This window comes from Psychrobacter cryohalolentis K5 (assembly GCF_000013905.1).
GTDB classification, from domain to species: Bacteria; Pseudomonadota; Gammaproteobacteria; order Pseudomonadales; family Moraxellaceae; genus Psychrobacter; species Psychrobacter cryohalolentis.
Genome location: NC_007969.1, coordinates 1,500,295 through 1,522,388, shown reverse-complemented (window position 1 = coordinate 1,522,388; position 22,094 = coordinate 1,500,295). Strand labels below are relative to the sequence as shown.

Genomic DNA, 22,094 nt, shown 5'->3' with positions numbered 1-22,094 from the left:
ATGACTTCAACCGCAGTAGAAATTACGGTAAAAAACGCTGCCGATATCGCTATTATCGGCGGTAGCGGTCTGTATCAAATGCAAGCTTTGACCAATAAGCGCAGCGTTAAAATTGAGACACCCTATGGTGAGCCATCTGATGACATCGTGCTCGGTGAACTTAATGGCGTCACAGTTGCATTCTTAACGCGGCATGGTCAAGGACACAGGTTAACCCCCTCTGAGGTGCCTTATCGTGCCAACATCTATGCCTTAAAGACTTTAGGTGTACGCTATATCGTCTCAGTATCAGCGGTTGGCTCATTGCAAGAGAAGCTGAGACCATTAGATATGGTCATTCCCGATCAAATGATTGATATGACCAAGCAGAGAGTAAGCACGTTCTTTGGAGATGGTGCGGTCGCCCATGTGTCAATGGCTGACCCTTTATCGAATCTTTAATTGCTCTGTCCATCGCATTCGCTGCGTTAAACAATCTGGTACCAATGTTACGAGTGCGAGCCGTCTATCTAGCCTTTGTTTTTGGTCTGATTCACGGGTTTGGCTTTGCCAATGTGCTCGTAGATCTGCCACTAGCAACAAGTGAGCGCGTATTGGCATTATTAAGCTTCAATGTAGGGATTGAGCTAGGACAACTAGTATTCATTGCCATAGTATTTCCGATCGCGCTGTTATTACGTCATACGCGTTTTTATAAATCAGTTATATTTTATGCTGGCTCTTTTGTTAGTATCGCCATTGCATTGTGGTGGTTTTTTGAACGAATAACGTGATTAAAACGTTAAAATACATATAGGTTGTTCAACATAACATCGATACGTTATTGAATAATTTCGACTAGTTTTACAATGATTCCACTATGTTTGCTTTTATCATAAACACGGTTTAAGACATTAAAGAAGGGGCTAAGATTAATAATCTTAACCCCTTCTTTAATATTTGCAGCAGGAAATTTTATATTCTATAAATGGCTATTTATTCAGTGACAAAAGCAACCTTAGTCAAACCCGCAGTACTGGCGGCAGCCAGCACTTGCGCCACCATATCATAACGGGTGTCTTGATCTGCCCGCAGATGAATATTCGGATTAGCACCGTCTTTTGACGCTTCTTCAAGCCGCAATCGCAATTGCGCTAACGTCAGCGCTTCCTCATCCAAAAATAGACCATTGTCTTTATCAATGCTTATTTGCAATATCTCATCAGGCAAGCCGCTTACTGTGGCATTGGTATCGGGCAGATCTAGTGGTACGGTTGGATTCATCACTGTGGCTGTGACCAAAAAGATAATCATCAGCACCAGCATAATATCAATGAGCGGAATGAGATTCATCTCGCTCATACCTTGGGTCTCTTCATCACCTAGATGGAATGCCATACCTGCCTCCTTATTTTTCTTTATTCGTTAATTTATCGAATGAATAGCCACTGTCTATACTTTGCCATCAGCAACTTGACTATCAGTCACTTTGGCACCAGTTGCTTCAACGAGAGTTGCTTTGCTATTTGCTAGCATACTCGGTCGCATTGACTCGCCTAATAGACCATGCGCAATGTCATTGGCTCTATACAAGATCCGGCGATTCATACGCGTAATGACGTTATAGAAAATCACCGCAGGAATCGCGACCGCAAGACCTAGACCAGTCATAATAAGCGCTTCACCTACTGGGCCCGCTACTTGGGCAAGTCCTGCCTGCCCACTATCACCAATACTACGTAGCGCATGGAATATGCCCCACACTGTCCCAAATAGCCCAATAAAGGGTGCAATAGCAGCAGTCGTACCGAGCAGTGGTAACCCTTGCTCGCTTTGATAACGATATCGACCAATCTGCTGTAATAGCATCTGTTCGGTGAGAAGCCTGCGCTCTTCTGGACTAGCTTGCAAAGTGGGCGGTATCTGATTGTGTATTTGCTGAGCTAAGTCAACGACGACGGTTTTAGCCAACTGATGGCTATAGTACAATCGTAAAATCCCTGTCACCCAAGACACAATCGACAAAGCAAATAATGCGAAAAATAAACTCTTAGTAATGATATCCGTATATTGCCAATAATCTGTAAAATCCATATAGACTCCTAAAAGCAGTTAAGTAGCTAGTGAGGCTGACAATACATTTTTTATGAACACATTCTTCATATAGTCGGTTTAATCAAAAAAGGAAAACGAGCTATTACTTAGATTAAGGTCGCTCATATATTAATGACATCGGTACAATGCCATTAACAGGTCGCTCATTTTGTTGGAACGGTTTAAGTTGTCCTGCTCTGACTTGGGTCATCGCTGCAATATCAACAATCTTATTACCCGATGATTCGAGCAATTGCACATCCGTAATGTAGCCGCTTTTATCAACATGAAGCTCCAATAATACAGTGAAGATATCGCCTGATTGACTAGTCACTTCACGCCAAATCGCCGACGGTAGGTCTGTTTCAGGTTTCTTCTGATCAAGCCAGCTGGCTTGCTCCTCCAAAAAGTCAACTGCCTCATCATTGAGATTAAGCTGTTTTCGTTTCTCATTACTCTTGCCAGCCTGCGTTTGCAGCAGCTCTTGCCCTGCGCGTTTTCTACCTTCTTGCCACTGACGTGCTTGATCACGATTGAATTGTGCTGTCACCGATCGGATTAACGACGCTATATCTATTTCTTCTTCAGCCTTAATCTTAACTGTTTTTCTCGTCTCTTTTATGACCAGCCCTTGCGTTGACATATCTGTTGATTCAGGGCTGACCTGTTCTGTCATCGCTTGAACCAAGGCTACAATATCCTGTTCTTCTTCCGCTATTTCTTTGGCAATTTCTTCCGATTCTTTGGTCGTATTTTTCTGTACCAAGACTGGCAGTTGAGTTTCTTTTGTTATCTTAGTCTTTTCTGGATTTGACTGATTTTTTATTGGATCAGGTGTTTGTTTTTTTGGTTCAGAACTTAAAGGTTTAATAGAATTTAGCGGTTTACTAAAGGTTGGCTCTGACACAGCATTTACTGACTTAGCTTCTACCTGTTTAGTACCTGATAGTTCAGCGGATTTTTTCTCTGATTGCGGCAGTCGTTGAGGAGCAGGATTAGAGTTTGTAAGGATATTTTCGGCACGACGTTCTTCAGTAGCCGCTGCGGATGATTTTGGCAATGTCACTAGCTCTAATTGGATTGCCTGAGGCTTAGCTGCTTTAGCCTTTAAAATTTCAGGGCTATCCATAGATATCACAGCCCATACAGTAAGACCGTGTAATATAATCACAAAAATAGTTATCCAAGCACTGATAGAGCCGCTGAGACGGGTAAATGGATGTAGTATCATGATGATTTATTAGGCAGCCTATTAGAAATAGCAGTTGAATAATTGTCCATCAACGATAGCAAATATTTGCCTATAAGCGTCAGATTATATAGTAATTTTTATGGAGTGCTGAAGTAGCTTATTGTGCTTACAGTGATGAATGTATCTATTGCAAGAGCAGGACTGATATTACAGCCGGCTTTCATTATTAGCGAAGCGCTTATGAGTGGTAAACTGGTCGTAGTGTTGCTAAAAATTGAACTGAGGCTTTGGGCTTATATGTAGTTTATGCCCACATTCAACTGCTACCACAGAAGGTGAGACGCTTTATTGATTTTATGGACTGGTATTATGGTACACCACTGTACTGGGACAAGCCTATGACTAAAAACTAGCCATTATTATTAATGTTAAATATGAATGATAATATTTTTTTGGCATTAATACCTTGAATTTACTTAGATTAACAATGGCAACTGATAAAATTCAGCATATATCGAGGTGCCGATCAGTACACATACAATATTGAGCCAGACCAGACGAACCTGAGTAACTGACCAACTTATCTGCCAATCAATTTTGTCACGCGTCCTTAGCCACTCTGTCACACTAATCGCTACTGTTAGCCATAATGCGCCTACCAAATAACCTCCCAGTACATCGCTCAAATAATGCTCATTCAGCAAAATCCTGCTTAATCCTATCAATAGTGAGAAAAAAACAGTAATCACAGCTATCCGAACTTGCGTGGCAAAGTTGCGACTAAAACGAATGGCCATGTAAGCCAGAAAACCATATAACGCAACCGTAACTGTCGCATGTCCACTGGGAAAAGAATCTGTCTGCTCAAACAATAAAATATCTACTGGTCGCGTGCGATGAAATAATAGTTTACTGAGGAAAGTAAATATCGTACTTCCTAAAGTGGCTATTAAGAACCCTACCAATATATAGGGTTGGCGAATCACCCAGCAGAGGATACAGACTAGCAATACGATTAAACAGGTCGTTGCAGTAGAGGCAAAGCTAGTAATAAAAATAAAAAACGTCACTACAGGCGACTCACTCAGCATACTCATCTGCTGTGACACGAAAAAATCCGTTGCCACAATAGTATCTGACGTAACCACATCTTCAACCAAACCAAAAAACAAAGCTAAGATATAACCCATGACTAAAAATAAAACCGTCAGAGGCAATCCATAAAAGTGCTGTACAGTAAGCCTTTGCAACGAAGCATGATACAGTTTTGGATAGTTATTTTTTAAGCGAGTGAGTCGTTTGCTTTTTCCAAAATATTGTTCGAGCACCGTCCAACATGTCGGCACCTGATTCAGTACCTTCTGACCATAGCGAATTATCACAGACTGTAAAACCCATAAAACAACCACCACTAATAGAATAAAGACTCCTAAAAGCAACAATTGCTGATTTTTTTGGATGAGCGTAATCATGAATGAGAAGTCTCTTGTACAGCCGTTTTTGTGAGTATTTTATGAGTTTTTAGAGTATCAGATACAATCTGACCTTCGTTATCTATTATGCATCTAATATAGACTTCTTAACATCTTCTTAACAGGGTAATTGCTACCTTAGAGAATAACATTTATCTCACTCTATTAAGAAGTCTGTGTATGTCAAAACACTTAATTACCGATCTAGCCATTGCAGAAACCCATAATATAAGTCTTGCTAAAAATAATAATGCAACTTCCGATAAAAATAAATTTTATCATCGTGAAGTCAATCTTACTTATCTGATTATAGTGGTTACGCTCTATCTCGTTGCTACTGCAAATATTGGCTTCTTTAAACAAGTATTAACGATCTATCCGTTTGCTGATAACATTGGTTTTATCGTTTCTCTGACTGGCTTACTGTTTGGGCTGATGTGGTTATTGTTTCAGCTATTATGTTATCGACCGACAGCAAAAGTAGTACTTATTGCTATGGTGCTGATTGCGGCAGTATGTGGTTACTTCACCGATGCTTATGGAACGATATTTGACACTGGCATGTTGGTTAACAGCTTGCAGACAGACCAAGCAGAAGCGATGGGTTTGATAGCACCAAGCTTTATTGTTCGACTGCTACTATTGGGTCTGCTACCTGCTTTCTTAATTAGTAAGATTCGTATAAAGCGTTTGTCTATAGTTCGCTCAATCGTGCAAAAGACAATCACCTTGATAACGTCTATTGCGATAATAGCGGTTTGCCTATTACCATTTGGAGATCAATACGCCAGCTTTTTCCGCCAGCATAAAATAGTACGTAGTTATACCAATCCCATTACCCCTGTTTATTCTGTTATCAAACTCGGTACCGATTACGTCGATGAGCTACGCCGCCCTGATACCTTGATACTGCATGCGCCAGATGCAAAGCGTACCGCAGCCGTCAGTAGCACAACGAAACCTAAGCTGATGGTGTTCGTAGTCGGTGAAACGGTTCGCGCTGACCATATTGGCTTGAATGGCTATAAACGCGATACGATGCCGTTACTTGCCAGCCAGCCGGATATCTATAGCTACAAGCATGCGACCTCTTGTGGTACGTCGACTGCTTATTCAGTACCTTGCATGTTCAGTTATGCAAACCGAAGCGATTACGACGTTGACACTGCTGAATATAATGAAAACGTGCTTGATACCCTCAACAAACAAGGCGTTAATGTTATCTGGCGGGACAATAACTCTAGCTCTAAAGGCGTGGCAGATCGAGTCACCGTTGAGGACTATAAAACGCCTAAGCTAAATCCTAATTGTGATATTGAATGTCGTGATATTGGCATGTTGGACGGTTTTGATACTTTAGTTAAGTCGGACACAGGGGTCAAGACAGCTGCGAAGCCACAAGATACACTGATTTTATTACATCAAATGGGCAATCACGGTCCTGCTTATTATCAACGTTATCCCAAGGAATTTGAAGAATACAAGCCAGTCTGTATGACCAACGAGTTATCTAAGTGTGATGCTCAATCCGTTATAAATGGTTATGACAATGCGATTCGCTATACCGATTACTTTTTAAATGCCGTCATAGATACGCTAAAACCCTACGAGCAAGACTATGACGTAGTGATGGTATATATTAGTGATCATGGGGAAAGTCTGGGTGAAAACAATGTATATTTACATGGTCTGCCGTACGGTATTGCGCCGAATGCGCAAAAACAGGTGCCAGTCATTATTTGGTCACCTAAAAACAATGGCATCAATCCTAAGAGTCTGTCTAATATGACCAATCAGCCAGTGTCACATGATTTTATTACGCCAACCTTATTGCATTTTTTTGGTATCACTACTCAAGAAGTAGCGTCAGAACCCACCTTTTTTAAGACTACCCATTAAACTTTTTTATTCAATTCACACTTTTTGTAGATAGTAGCCATTATGTATAAGATACTTATTATTGAAGACAATCCTGATATCGTAGCCAATATCTATGCTTTTTTTGAGCCAAAAGGTTTCGAGTTGGACAATGCCCATAATAGTCTGAGTGGCTTGGCACTGGCTTCAAGCAATCGCTACGATGTTATATTGCTCGACGTGATGCTTCCCGGTATGGATGGTACTAAGCTGTGCAAAACGCTTAGAGAAGAGCTGCATGATAAGACGCCCGTATTGATGCTGACCGCGCGTGATACTGTTTTGGATAAGGTTGCAGGGTTTGATAGTGGTGCGGATGATTATTTGGTCAAACCTTTCTCATTGGTTGAATTAGAAGCTCGCATCAAAGCATTAATACGCCGCCATCAAGATGAACATTTTCAGCACAATATAGAAGTTGGCAAGCTGTCTCTAAATACTGAGGAACACAGTATCAAACGAGAAGACAAACCATTAAAACTAACCCCAACGGGATTCAAAATCTTACACACTCTGATGATTGCCTCGCCTCGGGTAGTCAGTAAAACTGAGCTTGAGGAAAAAGTATGGGGACAAGATGTGCCAAGTAGTGATGCGCTTCGCACCCATTTGCATAGTGTGCGTGCGCAAGTTGATAAACCGTTTGATAAAGTCATGATAGTAACAATGGCTGGTGTTGGTTACCAAATTATTGACCCAGACAAAGTTTGAAAATTCATAATACAATTTAAAGATTGAAGTTTACTATAAGTAGTTACGCCCGTACTTCCCTATCTATTACCTGACTCTAAATAAGCACCTGCCATGTTCACTATAGAATCCATCGCTAATAAGTTTCGAATCTCCTATTTGTTATTTGCCTTACTGCTTTGCACAACGTTCGTCAGTATTTTTATGTACGCTGAGATGCGAATCGAACAGGACTTAGTGAAAGGACGTCTTTTACAACAGCTGCAACTTAGTCAAGAAAAAGAAGGTGAACAGGCGGCTTATACAGCAAATCCTGGTATTAAAATTTATCGTTATGACAGTGCGCCAGAAAATTTAAAAGCGATAGCAAACGGAACTGTTCAAGAGATGCAGGTAACCGTGAACAATCAAACGGGCGATACTGAAACGAATCTTCATTTTTTTGCCCATCAACAAAATGAGCAAAAATATATTTTGACCTACTTAGAAGGGTCCGAGATGGTGATGGAAAACTATCCTGTTTTAGCTATCTTTGAAGAGTTAGAGGATATATTTGCAGATGCACTAAAAATTGCGGTTGTTTTGAGTTTGCTCATTGCAGCGCTATTCTCTTACTTATCCTCTAAGCAAATCATCAAGCCTTTACTAGATTTAAAGCAAGCCGTAGAAACCGATCATCAAAACCTCACTGACTTAACCCATTTACCCTCAGAAGTTGGGGTGTTGGCACGTGCTATCGATGAAAAAAATCATAAACTAGAGCAATATCTAAAACGTGAGCAGCTATTTACTGGCGATGTCAGTCATGAATTACGCACACCGTTGACCATTATCATGGGTGCATCGGAGGTACTAGCCTCACAACTTGAAGAAAATAGTCGCCTGAGCGAATTCGCCAACCGTATTAGTACGACCGCCAAAGAAACCTCCGAAATCATCAGCGCTTTATTACTTTTATCGCGCGCGCCTGAACAGCTGGACACACCGCAAACCTCTATCAACACCATCGCCCTTAATGAAGTGACACGCTTAACATATTTGCTCCGCCATAAACCGGTAACTTGTAAAGTAGTCGCTGAGCAAGATTACATAGCAAATGTCCGCCCTGAGCTGCTAAAAATGGCATTGGGTAATTTAATAAAAAATGCGTTTCAATACACAGATGATGGTGAAGTCATTGTCACTATCGATGCTGAAAAAATTACGGTGACTGATACTGGTCTTGGTATTCCCGAAATTATGATGCCTTTACTCTATGAGAGATTTGAGCGTCTGAATGACATAAATACCAGCGATCAGGTAGAAGGTAGCGGTTTGGGTCTTAGCATTGTGCAACGTATCATGACTCATATGAACTGGGAGCTTATGCATCAAGACAATGCTACAGGTGGTAGTACGTTTAGCATTTATTATAATAAATGCCATATATAAGTCTTCACTGTATTTCATGAATCAACCAATCAATATTGTCTTAACGTTTTCTTAATATCCCCTGTTTTATACTGTTTCCATAAGAACAGTATGCTAATTTTTTGTTTGATTATTTTTTTAATTATTCAAAACATCTAGCGTAACTCAATATTAATGCGTATTAAGAATTCAATATGAATACAATCAACTCCGAATCAAAAAATCAAACGACAGCCACCCATCTGCTCACGCCTAATAGTTATGCCAGTCTTGCCAAAGGCAACAAAGGTCTTTCTCGTATTGTTAAAGCCACCGGTTATTCTCTAGATGGTTTTAAAGCCGCTTATAAATATGAGGCGGCTTTTAGACAAGTATTCTGGCTCAATAGCGTCTTGTTAATGGCCATCATACTTATACCTTTTGATATCAGCATAAAAATGATGCTGACAATCACCTCTTTTTTATCCCTTATCGTTGAGCTGTTTAATACCGGTATTGAAGCCAGTGTTGATCATACCTCAACGAACCAACATCCACTCGCTAAAATAGCTAAAGACGTAGGTTCTGCGGCGCAATTTTTGGCGTTATTGCTTTTGTTTGTCTTATGGGTAATGGCGTTCTGGAACCTTTTATATTAAGTAAGGCTCAGAAATTTTCGACTTAATATAATTTAAAAGGAGACTCAATGACGCTAGTAAAAAACACAACTGATTGGACGTGGCTCAAGCTGCTGTGCTTAACGATTATTGCGACATTGACGTTTGAGCACAGCCAATTTGACGTTCGTATTAGTAATCTTTTTTATACGAATGGACATTGGCTTCTTGAAAAAGGCGCGCAGCCTTATAGATTTATCTTTTATGATTCTCCAAAATTATTATTAATATTATTTGGCGTCTATTTAATAATGGTATTAATTTGGCACTATTGGCAACGTCGATACGCTAATACTGTGAATGCTAAAGTGTTTTTTATTAGACCAATCGCAGCGTTGTCTAGCCGAGAAGTAGGTTATTTATTAATCACTATCATCATAGTACCTACGGTTATCGCAACCCTCAAGAGCTTTACCCATGTTAGCTGCCCAAATAGTTTATTTCTTTTCAATGGTGATTTACCATATCTCAATCTTTGGCAAAACATACTCGCTAAAACGCCTGCGAAGTGCTTTCCAGCGGCGCATGCCAGTGCAGGATTTTCTTTATATGGATTGGCATTTTTACCGACAGTACAAAAATATCGCTATAAAATCTTTGCAATAGTCACAGTTTTAGGATGGACGATGGGGCTATATAAAATGGCATTTGGCGACCATTTTTTTAGCCATACTTTAGTCTCGATGTTGTTATCATTGACGCTTACCTGTGCGCTTGCCAGCCTATTTTTCAGAAGGTCTTTAAAATAATAAACTTAGACAATTTATGAGTTGCATTGTGATAATGCCATTGGAAGTTTGTTTTGAGGCTGGCTTGTAATATCTTAGATATAAATATAAAAAAAAGGTTGTTATCGCTATATTAAAAATAGCGATAACAACCTTTTTATGATGGTTTTTCTTATGTGGTGTTATAAAATTAGGATTAGAGAAGCTATTAATTAGCGTAAATCATCAACGACCGCTAACATGGCAACTAGCGACGCTTCTCCCAATTTAATAGAACGCTCTGGTGACCAACCCGTATCTGCATCAGGTACATTATTGTTATCTATGAACGGCATCTCTAAAGTATTGGCTAGGCAGTCAAAACGTTCGGCCACCCAGTGAGTGGCGAGCGTCATATTCGCTGTACCCGGTGCATCAACGTCATAGCCTTCTTCAGTCTGAAAGTCAGCACTGGCCAGCTTTAACACTTCTGCAAATCTATCACGGAGTCGGGCGAGTCGGTCATTATAATTAGGCGTCCCTTGAGAGCCAGCAAGGAAGACAAAAGGTATCTCTTCGTCACCATGTACATCATAGAATAGATCAACGCCAGTCGCTTCCATTTTCTTAATAACATGAAACACTTCAGGGCTTTTTTCTAAACTCGGATTTGACCAGGCGCGGTTTAGGTTCGTTCCGACTGCATTAGTACGTAGGTGACCACGTACACTGCCGTCGGGGTTCATATTCGGCACAATATAAAAGTTTGCTTTATCTAATAATAATTTGCCAGTCGCATTATCACCGTCTAATAAGCTATACATGAGACCTTCGACTAACCATTCAGCCATGGTCTCACCGGGATGCTGACGCGCCGTGATCCAAATGTTGCGCTTACTCTCGTCACTACTGCTATCGCCATCACTAATTTTAACTAAGGTTAAGTCGCGCTTATCAAGCGTTTCACCTAAATGCTCTAACGTCACAAATGGATGCATTTGTACAGCGGCTAATAAATCTTGATGACGCTCATAGCTGTAAGGAGCAAAAAAAGCAATTTGAATGGTTTCACATTCCATGTCTACGTTTATGGTCAGCTTGCCGTCTTTATAAGAGGTGGGCAGGCGGAACCAATACTCACGATCATAGGAAGCAACTGCTTGATAACTCTCCCACCCTCCAGGAAACGCGGCTTCCCCTGCATTTAGGATATTGAGCACATATTGCTCGCCAATTTGACCGGTTATACGAAAGTTAAACCATTGAAAAAACTCGCCACCGACGTCCGGACGAATAGCCAATTGGATATCTTTTTTATCTTCTAAACTAATAACCTCAATATTGCCCGCGTCAAAATTTGCCGTGATATGCATAACCTGTCCTTAATCAGTTTTTATGGTAGTGCTTTAAAGAATATGTTGGAGTATCAGATAGTGTAATAGTGTAGCAGTCAACGCAAAAATGAGCTATGCCGAAAAACGCTAAAGCTTAAATTTGGCATAGCCGTATATAAAAATCCCATTGCACCTGCTTGCAGTCACGCTAACAACCTTTTATCCTTTCGCTCTTTACTACCATAAGTAACAAGCTTTATGCACCTTTTCTGCAACCTGTTATATAAGTACTAACTATATAATCATGATTTAGATGATGGCATATAACTTTAAACGACATACTATTCAGCTATTCGGCTTAGAAATTATTTAGCTTAGAAGCTATATTTGGCCATGATTTCGACTTGCTGACCTTTCTTTACTTGCGATAATGTCTTATCGCTTCGATCTCGCCATTCAATACCAAAATCGAGATCTGGTAAATAATTATAGACAAGGTTTATACTTTTTACATTGACAGAAGTATCAGCCGCATCATCTACATTAATCTCGCCATAACGCATATTACTCAGAAGTTTTTCTGAAAATTTATGCCTATACCCTACCGTAAAGCCCGTTTGCGACACAAGTTCGCCGTTTTCAGCATCACAATCTATGGCTCCAGTGACCCCAAGCATTTTTCCGACACATACTGTCGAATAGACACCCATCCCTTTACCATTGAATACGCTCGCATGTAATGAGTCATTACCCAGTTTGAGTTTACCAGCCAAAGAAGCACCGAGGCCTACATCTGAATCGTTTCCATTTTTAGCCTCACGCGCAGTGACCGCTAGGTTATAGCTAAGATCAGATATGTTATTTTTATAGCTGACCACCATATCAGGCAGGTTAGCGTCCTCATAAACAGGTTGTTGAGCGGTAAAACGAAGCCCTTTATGGGTATAATGCACCGTCAAATCTGGACGGATATCAGCGCCCCCACCCGAGATGGTTCCTAATCCCGTACCTCGAAAGTCGAGCTGTTCAGTCAAAAGTGGGTAGACTGCCAAAAACTGACCATTCCATGTCTTTCCTACGGTCAAATCATTGACCTGAACATAAGCATGGCGAAGTCGCAAGTCTGAACCGCCATTTGCGGCATTGCCATAAAAATCCCCTTCAATAAAACCCGTTAATTTTTTATCCTCTACCTTCTTAGTGGTTTTCAGATTGATCCTAGATTGCCGTGCATTGCCTTTGAACTCTGACTCGCCTTCATCTGGAGAATAAAATATACCCTCGGCTTTAACATAACCACCGATACTTAGAGTAGTATCTGCATTTGTGATAAGATCTATGGCTTGTGCTTGTGCACATACCCCAAGAACCGCCAAACCAAAAGACAACTTTTTGATATAAAGCATGATCTATACATTCCTTGTATTGTTTGAAAATTCCTTTAAATGCCTATCGCTACTGTATTTTGTTACTTCATAAATACCAGTACTATCTCCTTGTACAAAAACACATGTCTCCTACTTTATTGAACCCTTTCAAAAGCGCTAATAGCGGCTTTTTTTGTCTCGTCGATATTTTTCTTTTGTCCAGTGGCTTTATCAAGATATACCAGTACTGACTCACCGCTAGCAACGATAGTATTCATAGCGGTACTATAATAGGTATATTCATGAATCAAGCTGGCATTGCCAATTTTCTTAATTCGAACTCCAATCCATAAGGTATCGGGGTAGACCACTGGTTTGAAATATTGGCAGGATGATGCTGCCATGACTGAAAAAGTGTTTTTATTAAATAGATTTAATTGGCTGTTATAGTGAATACGAGCATTTTGGGCATAAGTGTAATAGACCACATTATTGACATGACCAAAAGAATCCATATCGCCCCACTCTACTTGTTGAGAGTAAATGACTGCAAAACCATGCATAGGATGGTTATTATCTTTATTAAGCGTCTCTTGTATTTCTGGTAATTTTTCTAAAGCTTTCATAATTATCTCGTCTAGTCACGCCAATGAACATACCTACTCAAATTATCAGTAAGCTGCATTAACTGTTTTCTTGCAGTTACTAATAAATATGTTTGGATTAGATTAATTTTTCTGCGTACATCATCCGCATCTTTTTCTTATCAAGCTTACCCACACTGGTCTTCGGCATTTCTCTTAAGAACTTTATTTCACTTGGGACGCCATACTTTGGTAAATAGCCTTTTTCAACCGCTTGATGACCCAATGCTAAAATTTCCTCCGCTTTAATATCGGTATGATCAGGTTTCAGGACCACTAACGCTAGAGGACGTTCGCCCCATTTTTCATCCGCTACTCCAATAACGGCCACTTCAGCAACGCAAGGATGGAATGATAAAATATTTTCGACTTCAAGCGAGGATACCCACTCGCCACCTGACTTGATGACATCTTTGAGTCTATCCGTAATTTTTAGAGTACCATCAGCGGTAATGCAGGCAATATCTTGGGTATGCATCCAGCCACCACGCCATAACTCATCGCCAGCATCTGGATTCTTAAAATAGCTTTGGGTCAGCCAAGGCGCTCGAACGACGAGTTCGCCGGTCGACTCACCATCCATCGGTAAAGATTTGCCGTTCGCATCCCAAAGCTCCATCGATACCAGCATAATTGGTGAGCCAGAAAGACAACGATAGTTGATCTGCTCTGTCGTTGTCATAGTACTTGTCTGATCACCAAATGCCATTCTGGCAAGGACAGGACAGGACTCTGACATTCCAAACCCCGAGATGAACTCTATGCCACTTTCAATAGCGGCTTCAGCTAGAGCTTCGTTTAATTTGGAGCCCCCTACTGACAATTTAAGACCGTTAAACTTGCGTCCTCGGGTTGCCATTTCTTTGATTAACATTTGTAAAATGGTTGGGACACCATGTGATAGCGTTACCTTATGCTGTTCAATCAAGTCAACCAATACTTCGGATACATAGCGCCCTGGATACACTTGTTTTAGCCCTATCATGGTTGCCCCATACGGCCAGCACCAAGCATGCACATGGAACAATGGCGTCATTGGCATATAAACATCATTATAGCGAGCACCTTGACCTTCGGCGCTGAGTGCAGAGGCAAGCGTACTCGATAGCGTCTGTAATACGATCTGTCGATGGGTAAAGAAAACCCCTTTTGGGTCACCCGTCGTACCACTGGTATAAAATGTGGTAGCAATGGTATTTTCATCAAAATCGGGAAAATCAAACTCATCACTGGCAGCGGCTAGCATTGCCTCATACTCACCTTCAACATAATCTGGCATGCTAGTTTGCTGAGCTTTTATAGTGTCTTCATCATACTCAGCATCATCCAACCAAATAATTTTCTCAATAGAAGGGGCTTCATGACGGTAGTTTTTAGCCATTGGCTCAAACTCAGCATTAAGTAACAAAGCTTTTGGTTTAGAATGATTGATGGTATACAGCACTTTATCTTCAGCCAAGCGTACATTGACCGTTTGCAAAATCATTCCAGACATAGGCACAGCAAAGTACGCTTCAAGGTAACGATGACTGTCCCAATCCATAACAGCAACCACATCACCTGCTTGCAAACCCATGTTTTTAAGTACGTTTGCCAAGCGATTAACACGCTTAAAAAATTCAGAATACGTATAAGTAACCTTATCCGCATAACTAATGGTTTGATCTTTAGAGGCGATTTTTGCACGGTTTAGTAGCTGTTTGATAATCAAAGGAAAACCATAGGCTTCTTGAGCTTGCTGGTAATCCTCATGTTGGTTAAGTATCGTAGTCATTATGGTCATCCTTGATAATAAAAAATATATGGCAAAAGTATTGAAAGGGTTAGACTCGTTCAATCACCATGGCAAGCCCTTGCCCAATGCCAATGCATAAACTGACCACCGCGTATTTTTCGCCCGTACGCTGTAGCTCACGCGCCGTACTTAACGCAAGTCTTGCGCCTGATGCACCCAGCGGATGACCGACGGCAATTGCTCCGCCGTTAGGGTTGACGCGTTTGTCATCAAAGTCAATATCTAAACCTTTCAAGCAGCCGAGTACTTGCGAGGCAAACGCTTCATTAATCTCAATAATGGACATATCATCAAGGGTCAAATTTGCACGTTTCAATGCCAGTTTAATCGCCTCAACAGGGCCTACGCCCATAATATTAGGCTCAACACCCATAGCACCGGACGAAAGAATCTTAGCGATAGGCTTAAAGCCTAACGTTTCCTCTGCTCGCTTTGACCCAATAATCAACGCAGCTGCACCATCATTGATACCTGACGCATTGCCTGCTGTGACGATACCTTCATTATTTAAAGGTTTTAGCTTTTGTAGTGCCTCAACAGTAGAGCTGGCACGAGGATGCTCATCTTCTACTATTGCTTTTTCGGGTAACTTTTTACCTTGCGATACCATAATTGGTGTTATTTCATCGTTGAAGAACCCAGCTTGTTTTGCCGCTTGGTATTTGGCTTGCGAGGCCGCTGCAAATTTATCCGCTTCTTCGCGAGTGATACCGTATTTGAGGGCGACATTATCACCCGTTTGCGGCATGCTATCGCTGCCAAACTGTTTTTCGATGATAGGATTGGGGAACCGGCTGCCAATAGTCGTATCAAATACTTTAAATTCACGACTAAAAGGCTGCTCAGTCTTAGCAAAGACAAAAGGTGCGCGGGTCATGGACTCAACGCCCCCTGCTAAAAATATATCCCCTTCATGACAAGTAATACTACGAGCGGCATCGATAATGGTCGATAGTCCTGAAGCGCATAAGCGATTGACGGTTTGACCGGGTGTTTTGACATCTAATCCTGCCAATAACGCAGCATTGCGGGCGATATTGCGTGAGTCCTCACCAGCTTGATTGGTATTACCGATCAGCACTTCATTAAAGATATCATTAGGTAATTGATGCTTTTCAACCAAAGCTTTCATTACTGTCGCAATCATGTCATCAGGACGAACGGTGGCTAATGCGCCTCCATGGCGACCAAAAGGGCTTCTTAATCCGTCATAAATATAGGCATCTAACATAACTTTTCCTTGTTGTGTTTTGAGAGTTTGTCTTATTAAAATATATGGTTTAGCAAGATTGCTAGGTTGTTGGTATTAATATTAATGATTAGTTTGCTGAGTAAATAGTGAAATACCTAGCGTGGCGCGGCGTTGTAACCACGGGCTTGGGCGATAACGCGGATCACCTGTTAACCCATAAATACGCTCTAAGATAAGTAAGATTCTCTGAGCCCCAAGCTCGTCTCCCCATGAAATAGGGCCATATGGATACCCTAATCCAAGCTTGACGGCATTATCGATATCTTCAGGAGACGCAATGCCTTGCATCGCAATATCACAGCCTAAATTAATCACCATAGCCACGACTCGCTGCGCCACAAACCCAGTGCTTTCAGTAATTAACGTGGCATCAACAGCAGCATTTGAACCTTCATCCGAGCTTTTACCGAACTTATTATTTTTACCAAATAAAGCATAAGCTTGTGCAATAAAGTTATCTTGGGTGACAATACTTGGCATCAAGGTGCGATGCTTAGATAAGTCAGTCAGCATATCAATAGCGACTGCTTGGTTAGGATTGACTTGATAGCGGATAGCCGCATTGGTTGTATCCTCGCCATAGATTGCCAGTAATACTAAACTATCAGGGTTTGGCTTATCATTATCGTCGATAGTAATACCATTAGCGTTTAGATGATCAATCAGCTGTTGTCTATCTTCTGCTAAATCTGCGCCAATCCAAACTGAGATATTTGAGGTATCAGACCCTGTTTTAAGAACTAATGATTCAAACAATGATTGTTCAGACGTATCTGCTGACACTTTTTGACCGTCTTGTTTTTTATTTTCTGTGTAGTGATAAAAGCCTTCACCAACTTTACGCCCAAGCTTGTTACCCGTTAGCATTTGACGGGTCAAGGGATGCGGACGATAGCGAGGCTCAAAGTAATATTGATTATAAATCGACTCCATAACTGGATGAGAGACATCGATACCCGTAAGATCAAGCAGCTCGAATGGCCCCATGCGAAAGCCAGCGCCGTCACGTAAAATATGGTCGATGTCCTCGAAACTTGCAACTCCCTCGCCTAATATTTTCAACGCTTCTGTACCGTAAGCTCTACCGCCATGATTGACGATAAATCCTGGGGTATCTTTTGCCACCACCCCTAAATGTCCCATGCGTTTGGCTAAAGACGTCAGCGTCTCAACCACTGAAGATTTGGTAGAGATACCCGGAATAACTTCAACGATTTTCATTAAGGGTACTGGATTAAAAAAGTGAAATCCTGCCACACGCTCTGGGTGCTCGCAATTAGAAGCAATCGCGGTCACCGCTAGCGAGGAGGTATTGGTTGCCAAAATCGTCTCGGCAGGAACAATGCTTTCTAACTGTTTAAAAAGCTGTTGTTTTATTTCTAAATTTTCAATAATTGCTTCAATAACGACATCAGCCTCGGCAATTTTGGCTATATCTTCAATCACGATCAGATTTTTCAAAGTAGATTGCAGCTGCTCATCGGTGAATTTACCTTTGGCGGCTAGCTTCTCTAACATAGCTTGAAGCGATTGGCGTCCTTGCTCAGCAGCGCCTGCTTTGGCATCAAATAACAGCACTTGAATGCCTACTTGGGCGGCGATTTGGGCAATACCCATACCCATAATACCGGTGCCAATAATGGCCAATGATTTAACAGTCATAATAATCCTTTATATGGTCTTGTTAATTTATATGCTCTTATTGAAGAGTCTCGTTTTCAAAGTATATGTGCTGTTTCTTTCTATGCTTTGAAAAGTCTATGTTTCGAAAAGTCTATGCTTTGACAAGCTACTGACCTTTATAGTTCGCATCACGCTTTTCTAAGAAGGCTTTTGCCCCTTCTTTTTGGTCTTCAGTATCAAACAAAATCTGAAAGGCTTTACGCTCTAAAGCCAAGGCGGCTTGTAGCGGCATATCTATCCCTAAATTAGCAACTTCTTTGATTTGGGTTAAGGCAATAGGCGAGTAACCCGCTAGTTGCTCCGCAATCTCGATAGCACGTTTGATAGTCGCTTCATCTTCGACTACTTCAGAGACTAGCCCCATTTGATCTGCTTCATCAGCACTTATCATGTCGCCCGTTAATATCAGCTTCATGGCTTTATGTTTGCCAATTACTCGAAATAGCCGCTGCGTACCCCCTGCTCCTGGCATCAACCCTATTTTTATTTCTGGTTGGCCAAACTTAGCAGACTTGCCAGCGACGATGATGTCGGCATGCATAGCAAGCTCACAGCCGCCGCCAAGCGCATAGCCATTGACCGCTGCGATAATCGGCTTACGACAATTGGTGATGGCATCCCAATAGCGTTCGCTATGACGCAAGTACACATCGACTGTTTTCGCGGTTAAAAAATCATTGATATCAGCACCGGCCGCGAACACCTTATCACCACCTGTCAGCACAATAGCTTTGGTATTCACGTCATCGTTTAATTTGATGAAAATCTCTGCCATTTGTTCGCGTAGTTCAGTATTTAAAGCATTGCGAACTTTAGGACGATTAAGTCTTATCACACTAACGCCATTTTCTAATGTTTCACAAATAATGATTGGCTCTTCCATGATGCTGTCCCTTAAACAGTGTCCTTAGGTAAAGTACATCAACCCTTAAAAAACACCAGTAATTATGATAATTAATACCGCATAGCGATATTTAAGACCAATATATACTGTTTATTTTCCTTTGTGAAGGGTAAATATCAGTTAAATTGAGAAATAAACCAATCATTTAAACTTTAATTTTTTAATAAATACCGCATTGCGGTTATTTAAACCAAAACTATTGTAATTTCATAAACTATCAATTATGCTGTTTGTTCAAGGCCATTATGAAGCCGCTCTCAATTTGAATATCAATTAAACAAGGAAGAATCACATGATCAGAGATAAGGACGTTCTTAACCAAATCACCGACACTATCCGCCAATTTGTGAATAACCAATTAATACCGATGGAACACTGGGTAGCAGAAAACGACCGTCTTCCAGACGATATCATCAATCAAATGCGCGAGTTAGGGCTGTTTGGACTGACTATTCCCGAAGAGTATGGCGGGCTTGGCGTTACGATGGAAGAAGAGGTCACACTGGCATTTGAATTAGGACGCACCTCTCCTGCTTTTCGCTCATTGATAGGGACAAATAACGGTATCGGCTCATCTGGACTAGTCATTGATGGTACTGAAGCGCAAAAACAGAAATATCTACCAAGGCTCGCCAGTGGTGAAATCATCGGCTCATTTTGTTTGACCGAGCCGGATTCTGGCTCAGATGCCGCTTCATTAAAGACCACTGCTATCAAGGACGGTGATACCTATATTATCAACGGTACTAAGCGCTATATTACCAACGCCCCTGAAGCCGGCGTATTTACCGTAATGGCACGTACTGACCCACAAAATAAAAGATCGGGTGGCATTTCAGCCTTTATCGTTGAGAGCGATACCCCTGGTATTACTTTGGGTAAAATTGACAAAAAAATGGGACAAAAAGGCGCTCATACCTGTGATGTTATCTTTGATAATTGTATCGTGCCTGCTGATGCTTTGATTGGTGGTGTCGAAGGTGTAGGTTTCAAAACCGCGATGAAAGTACTTGATAAAGGGCGCCTACATATTGCTGCAGCGAGTACCGGAGCCGCTACTCGTATGTTGGATGATGCATTACATTATGCCGTTGAACGTAAGCAGTTTGGGCAACCGATTGCCAACTTCCAACTTATTCAAGCGATGCTCGCTGATTCAAAAGCGGAAATTTATGCGGCTAAATCTATGGTATTAGACGCCTCACGCCTGCGTGATGAAGGTAAAGATGTCGTCACTGAGTCCTCCTGTGCCAAGATGTTTGCTACTGAAATGTGTGGCCGCGTTGCTGATAGAGCTGTGCAAATTCATGGCGGTGCGGGTTATATTGCCGATTATGGCATTGAGCGTTTTTATCGTGATGTGCGCTTATATCGTTTATATGAAGGTACGACTCAGATTCAGCAGATTATCATCGCCCGTAATATGATTAAAGAAGTAAGTGAATAGTAGTTTGTTTGATGAGCTAGGCGATACCGGTATTTGCTAGGACGTGAATACCGTCATAAAGACACTATCAAAATAGTTTTTTATTCTCACAACGATAAGGATATGTATTGTGAAAAGTGCGGCTATAACTTCGAATCCAAGCTTAAATTCTGCTCAGAAGCAACCTTGGAAACTGGCCTTTGTATTTTGTTTTTTAGTCTTGTTATGTGATGGGGCTGATATCGGTATTCTTGCCTTTACGCTTTCAAGTTTAAAACAAGAATTTGGATTGACTAATGTACAAGCAGGTGCTTTGGGCAGTTGGTCATTATTTGGCATGGCAATCGGTGGGTTCTTTGGCGGCTGGGCCTGTGATCGTTTTGGACGGGTACGGGTTATCGTGATTGCGACCGCACTCTTCTCTGTATTATCAGGTTTTAGTGGGTTTGCGCAGAGCTACGAACATTTTGTAGCATTACGATTCACCGCATGTTTGGGTCTTGGTAGCTTATACATTGCGACCAATACGTTGATGTCTGAGATGGTCCCTACTAAACATCGAACGACGGTACTTGCGATGTTGATGACAGGGTTTACTTTAGGCTCTCTCGTTATTACGAGCCTGTCTGCTTGGATTATTCCTAGCTATGGTTGGCGCACCCTATACCTCTTAACCTTTATACCTATTATTCTTGCAGTATTGATGTATTTTCTAGTGTCTGAGCCGCAGTCTTGGAAAGAGTCACGTGCCCTTAAACTTAGTGGCGCAAAGAACTCACTTCAAAAACCTGAAAACCCTTACAAAGCCATATTTGAGAATCCAAAGCATCGCATCATGTTTATTTTATGGTCTATGAGTTCAGGGCTTTTATTATTTGGTTATTTTGGCGTAAGCAACTGGTTACCGTCTTATCTAGAAACTGAATTAGGTATCAAGTTTAAAGAGATGGCTATCTATATGGCAGGTACTTATCTGACTATGATGTTTGCCAAATTAGTCGCAGGTATCGTGGCTGATAAGATAGGTCGCAAGATAGTATTTGCTTTCGGTACGATGGGTACGGCACTATTTATACCAGTATTGGTCTACATGCATACGCCAGAAAACATCGGTTGGTTAATGATAACCTTTGGCTTCTTATATGGTATTCCTTATGCAATTAACGCCACCTATTTGACCGAAAGCTTTCCAACTGCTATTCGAGGTACTGCTATCGGTGGTGCATTCAATATCGGACGACTGGGCTCAGTCATTGCACCCGTCGCTATTGGTTATATGGCGATGCAAAATTCTATCGGTGCAGGTTTATTGCTGATGGCAGGTGCGTACTTCTTATGTGGTCTTATTCCGACGTTGTTTATTAAAGAACAGCAGTATGACCCACAAAAAGCATAATATTATTCAATATATAAACCGCATAGCGAAATAGCTTATAATAGCTGTGCTAAGTATTTTAAATGCACCTTTAAGATAGTATGGTTAAAGGTGCATACTATTATTAGCTCAAAGTAATTTATTCTGATAATAAAATACGATAAGCAGTATGTTGACCATTACATTTGTATTAACTT

Annotated in this window: 20 protein-coding genes; 9 read left to right on the top strand and 11 right to left on the bottom strand. The window is 41.2% G+C overall.

The genetic code is table 11. From position 1 onward, the window contains the following. Together PCRYO_RS06415 and PCRYO_RS06410 are read left to right on the top strand one after the other, a co-directional pair. Entirely contained in the window at nucleotides 1–441 is a 441-nt protein-coding gene (locus PCRYO_RS06415) for a purine phosphorylase family 2 (protein ID WP_011513584.1), read from the top strand. 44 nt (nucleotides 442–485) lie between these two features. Further along, the gene (locus PCRYO_RS06410) at nucleotides 486–773 is read left to right on the top strand and encodes a HupE/UreJ family protein (RefSeq protein ID WP_011513583.1); all 288 of its coding nucleotides are present in this window, start codon (nucleotides 486–488) and stop codon (nucleotides 771–773) included. A gap of 202 nt (nucleotides 774–975) precedes the next feature. On the opposite strand, the gene PCRYO_RS06405 is transcribed toward PCRYO_RS06410, so the two are convergent. The 4 genes from PCRYO_RS06405 to PCRYO_RS06390 all read right to left on the bottom strand — a co-directional run bounded on the left by PCRYO_RS06405 (nucleotide 976) and on the right by PCRYO_RS06390 (nucleotide 4,737). After that, nucleotides 976–1,377 carry an ExbD/TolR family protein gene (locus PCRYO_RS06405; protein ID WP_011513582.1) on the bottom strand — a complete coding sequence of 134 codons (402 nt, stop codon included), beginning with the start codon at nucleotides 1,375–1,377 and terminating at the stop codon, nucleotides 976–978. A 54-nt stretch (nucleotides 1,378–1,431) separates the two neighbouring features. Further along, on the bottom strand, nucleotides 1,432–2,073 hold the full coding sequence (locus PCRYO_RS06400) for a MotA/TolQ/ExbB proton channel family protein (protein ID WP_011513581.1): 642 nt from the start codon (nucleotides 2,071–2,073) through the stop codon (nucleotides 1,432–1,434). A gap of 112 nt (nucleotides 2,074–2,185) precedes the next feature. Beyond that, complete coding sequence (locus PCRYO_RS06395) at nucleotides 2,186–3,202, bottom strand: TonB family protein (protein ID WP_011513580.1); 1,017 nt, start codon at nucleotides 3,200–3,202, stop codon at nucleotides 2,186–2,188. Between the two features lie 539 nt (nucleotides 3,203–3,741). Then, a complete protein-coding gene (locus PCRYO_RS06390) occupies nucleotides 3,742–4,737 on the bottom strand; it encodes a phosphatase PAP2 family protein (protein ID WP_011513579.1) in 996 nt (331 codons plus the stop codon). A gap of 180 nt (nucleotides 4,738–4,917) precedes the next feature. Here PCRYO_RS06390 and PCRYO_RS06385 point away from each other — a divergent pair, with 180 nt between their 5' ends. The 5 genes from PCRYO_RS06385 to PCRYO_RS06365 all read left to right on the top strand — a co-directional run bounded on the left by PCRYO_RS06385 (nucleotide 4,918) and on the right by PCRYO_RS06365 (nucleotide 10,159). Further along, entirely contained in the window at nucleotides 4,918–6,636 is a 1,719-nt protein-coding gene (locus PCRYO_RS06385) for a phosphoethanolamine transferase (RefSeq protein WP_011513578.1), read from the top strand. Between the two features lie 42 nt (nucleotides 6,637–6,678). Beyond that, the gene (locus PCRYO_RS06380) at nucleotides 6,679–7,365 is read left to right on the top strand and encodes a response regulator transcription factor (protein WP_011513577.1); all 687 of its coding nucleotides are present in this window, start codon (nucleotides 6,679–6,681) and stop codon (nucleotides 7,363–7,365) included. Between the two features lie 93 nt (nucleotides 7,366–7,458). Next, a complete protein-coding gene (locus PCRYO_RS06375) occupies nucleotides 7,459–8,775 on the top strand; it encodes a sensor histidine kinase (RefSeq protein WP_011513576.1) in 1,317 nt (438 codons plus the stop codon). 173 nt (nucleotides 8,776–8,948) lie between these two features. Continuing rightward, on the top strand, nucleotides 8,949–9,392 hold the full coding sequence (locus PCRYO_RS06370) for a diacylglycerol kinase (protein ID WP_011513575.1): 444 nt from the start codon (nucleotides 8,949–8,951) through the stop codon (nucleotides 9,390–9,392). Between the two features lie 47 nt (nucleotides 9,393–9,439). Next, nucleotides 9,440–10,159, top strand: a complete 720-nt coding sequence (locus PCRYO_RS06365) for a PAP2 family lipid A phosphatase (protein WP_011513574.1) — start codon at nucleotides 9,440–9,442, stop codon at nucleotides 10,157–10,159. A gap of 191 nt (nucleotides 10,160–10,350) precedes the next feature. Here the strand turns inward: PCRYO_RS06365 and PCRYO_RS06360 are convergent, their stop codons facing one another. From PCRYO_RS06360 to PCRYO_RS06330, 7 genes are all read right to left on the bottom strand, one after another. Then, complete coding sequence (locus PCRYO_RS06360) at nucleotides 10,351–11,490, bottom strand: M14 family metallopeptidase (RefSeq protein ID WP_011513573.1); 1,140 nt, start codon at nucleotides 11,488–11,490, stop codon at nucleotides 10,351–10,353. Nucleotides 11,491–11,825: 335 nt separating this feature from the next. Further along, nucleotides 11,826–12,857, bottom strand: coding sequence for a porin (locus PCRYO_RS06355; RefSeq protein ID WP_011513572.1), 1,032 nt, complete (start codon nucleotides 12,855–12,857; stop codon nucleotides 11,826–11,828). 116 nt (nucleotides 12,858–12,973) lie between these two features. Next, the gene (locus PCRYO_RS06350; RefSeq protein WP_011513571.1) at nucleotides 12,974–13,444 is read right to left on the bottom strand and encodes an acyl-CoA thioesterase; all 471 of its coding nucleotides are present in this window, start codon (nucleotides 13,442–13,444) and stop codon (nucleotides 12,974–12,976) included. Nucleotides 13,445–13,541: 97 nt separating this feature from the next. Further along, nucleotides 13,542–15,236, bottom strand: a complete 1,695-nt coding sequence (locus tag PCRYO_RS06345) for a fatty acid--CoA ligase (RefSeq protein ID WP_011513570.1) — start codon at nucleotides 15,234–15,236, stop codon at nucleotides 13,542–13,544. A gap of 49 nt (nucleotides 15,237–15,285) precedes the next feature. Further along, a complete protein-coding gene (locus tag PCRYO_RS06340; RefSeq protein WP_011513569.1) occupies nucleotides 15,286–16,488 on the bottom strand; it encodes a 3-oxoadipyl-CoA thiolase in 1,203 nt (400 codons plus the stop codon). Nucleotides 16,489–16,569: 81 nt separating this feature from the next. Continuing rightward, nucleotides 16,570–18,171, bottom strand: coding sequence for a 3-hydroxyacyl-CoA dehydrogenase (locus PCRYO_RS06335; RefSeq protein WP_011513568.1), 1,602 nt, complete (start codon nucleotides 18,169–18,171; stop codon nucleotides 16,570–16,572). Nucleotides 18,172–18,298: 127 nt separating this feature from the next. Next, a complete protein-coding gene (locus tag PCRYO_RS06330; RefSeq protein WP_011513567.1) occupies nucleotides 18,299–19,075 on the bottom strand; it encodes an enoyl-CoA hydratase in 777 nt (258 codons plus the stop codon). A 313-nt stretch (nucleotides 19,076–19,388) separates the two neighbouring features. On the opposite strand from PCRYO_RS06330, the gene PCRYO_RS06325 reads away from it, so the two are divergent. Both PCRYO_RS06325 and PCRYO_RS06320 read left to right on the top strand, forming a co-directional pair. After that, complete coding sequence (locus tag PCRYO_RS06325) at nucleotides 19,389–20,543, top strand: acyl-CoA dehydrogenase family protein (protein ID WP_011513566.1); 1,155 nt, start codon at nucleotides 19,389–19,391, stop codon at nucleotides 20,541–20,543. Nucleotides 20,544–20,652: 109 nt separating this feature from the next. Beyond that, nucleotides 20,653–21,918: an MFS transporter gene (locus PCRYO_RS06320; RefSeq protein ID WP_011513565.1), complete on the top strand. Its 1,266-nt coding sequence runs from the start codon at nucleotides 20,653–20,655 to the stop codon at nucleotides 21,916–21,918. Nucleotides 21,919–22,094 lie beyond the last annotated feature (176 nt).

Excerpts from the sequence above, each read along its gene's own strand:
- PCRYO_RS06415 (WP_011513584.1), top strand. The coding sequence starts at position 1 with ATGACTTCAACCGCAGTAGAAATTACGGTAAAAAACGCTGCCGATATC.
- PCRYO_RS06410 (WP_011513583.1), top strand. The coding sequence starts at position 486 with ATGTTACGAGTGCGAGCCGTCTATCTAGCCTTTGTTTTTGGTCTGATT.
- PCRYO_RS06405 (WP_011513582.1), bottom strand. The coding sequence starts at position 1,377 with ATGGCATTCCATCTAGGTGATGAAGAGACCCAAGGTATGAGCGAGATG.
- PCRYO_RS06400 (WP_011513581.1), bottom strand. The coding sequence starts at position 2,073 with ATGGATTTTACAGATTATTGGCAATATACGGATATCATTACTAAGAGT.
- PCRYO_RS06395 (WP_011513580.1), bottom strand. The coding sequence starts at position 3,202 with ATGGATAGCCCTGAAATTTTAAAGGCTAAAGCAGCTAAGCCTCAGGCA.
- PCRYO_RS06390 (WP_011513579.1), bottom strand. The coding sequence starts at position 4,737 with ATGATTACGCTCATCCAAAAAAATCAGCAATTGTTGCTTTTAGGAGTC.
- PCRYO_RS06385 (WP_011513578.1), top strand. The coding sequence starts at position 4,918 with ATGTCAAAACACTTAATTACCGATCTAGCCATTGCAGAAACCCATAAT.
- PCRYO_RS06380 (WP_011513577.1), top strand. The coding sequence starts at position 6,679 with ATGTATAAGATACTTATTATTGAAGACAATCCTGATATCGTAGCCAAT.
- PCRYO_RS06375 (WP_011513576.1), top strand. The coding sequence starts at position 7,459 with ATGTTCACTATAGAATCCATCGCTAATAAGTTTCGAATCTCCTATTTG.
- PCRYO_RS06370 (WP_011513575.1), top strand. The coding sequence starts at position 8,949 with ATGAATACAATCAACTCCGAATCAAAAAATCAAACGACAGCCACCCAT.
- PCRYO_RS06365 (WP_011513574.1), top strand. The coding sequence starts at position 9,440 with ATGACGCTAGTAAAAAACACAACTGATTGGACGTGGCTCAAGCTGCTG.
- PCRYO_RS06360 (WP_011513573.1), bottom strand. The coding sequence starts at position 11,490 with ATGCATATCACGGCAAATTTTGACGCGGGCAATATTGAGGTTATTAGT.
- PCRYO_RS06355 (WP_011513572.1), bottom strand. The coding sequence starts at position 12,857 with ATGCTTTATATCAAAAAGTTGTCTTTTGGTTTGGCGGTTCTTGGGGTA.
- PCRYO_RS06350 (WP_011513571.1), bottom strand. The coding sequence starts at position 13,444 with ATGAAAGCTTTAGAAAAATTACCAGAAATACAAGAGACGCTTAATAAA.
- PCRYO_RS06345 (WP_011513570.1), bottom strand. The coding sequence starts at position 15,236 with ATGACTACGATACTTAACCAACATGAGGATTACCAGCAAGCTCAAGAA.
- PCRYO_RS06340 (WP_011513569.1), bottom strand. The coding sequence starts at position 16,488 with ATGTTAGATGCCTATATTTATGACGGATTAAGAAGCCCTTTTGGTCGC.
- PCRYO_RS06335 (WP_011513568.1), bottom strand. The coding sequence starts at position 18,171 with ATGACTGTTAAATCATTGGCCATTATTGGCACCGGTATTATGGGTATG.
- PCRYO_RS06330 (WP_011513567.1), bottom strand. The coding sequence starts at position 19,075 with ATGGAAGAGCCAATCATTATTTGTGAAACATTAGAAAATGGCGTTAGT.
- PCRYO_RS06325 (WP_011513566.1), top strand. The coding sequence starts at position 19,389 with ATGATCAGAGATAAGGACGTTCTTAACCAAATCACCGACACTATCCGC.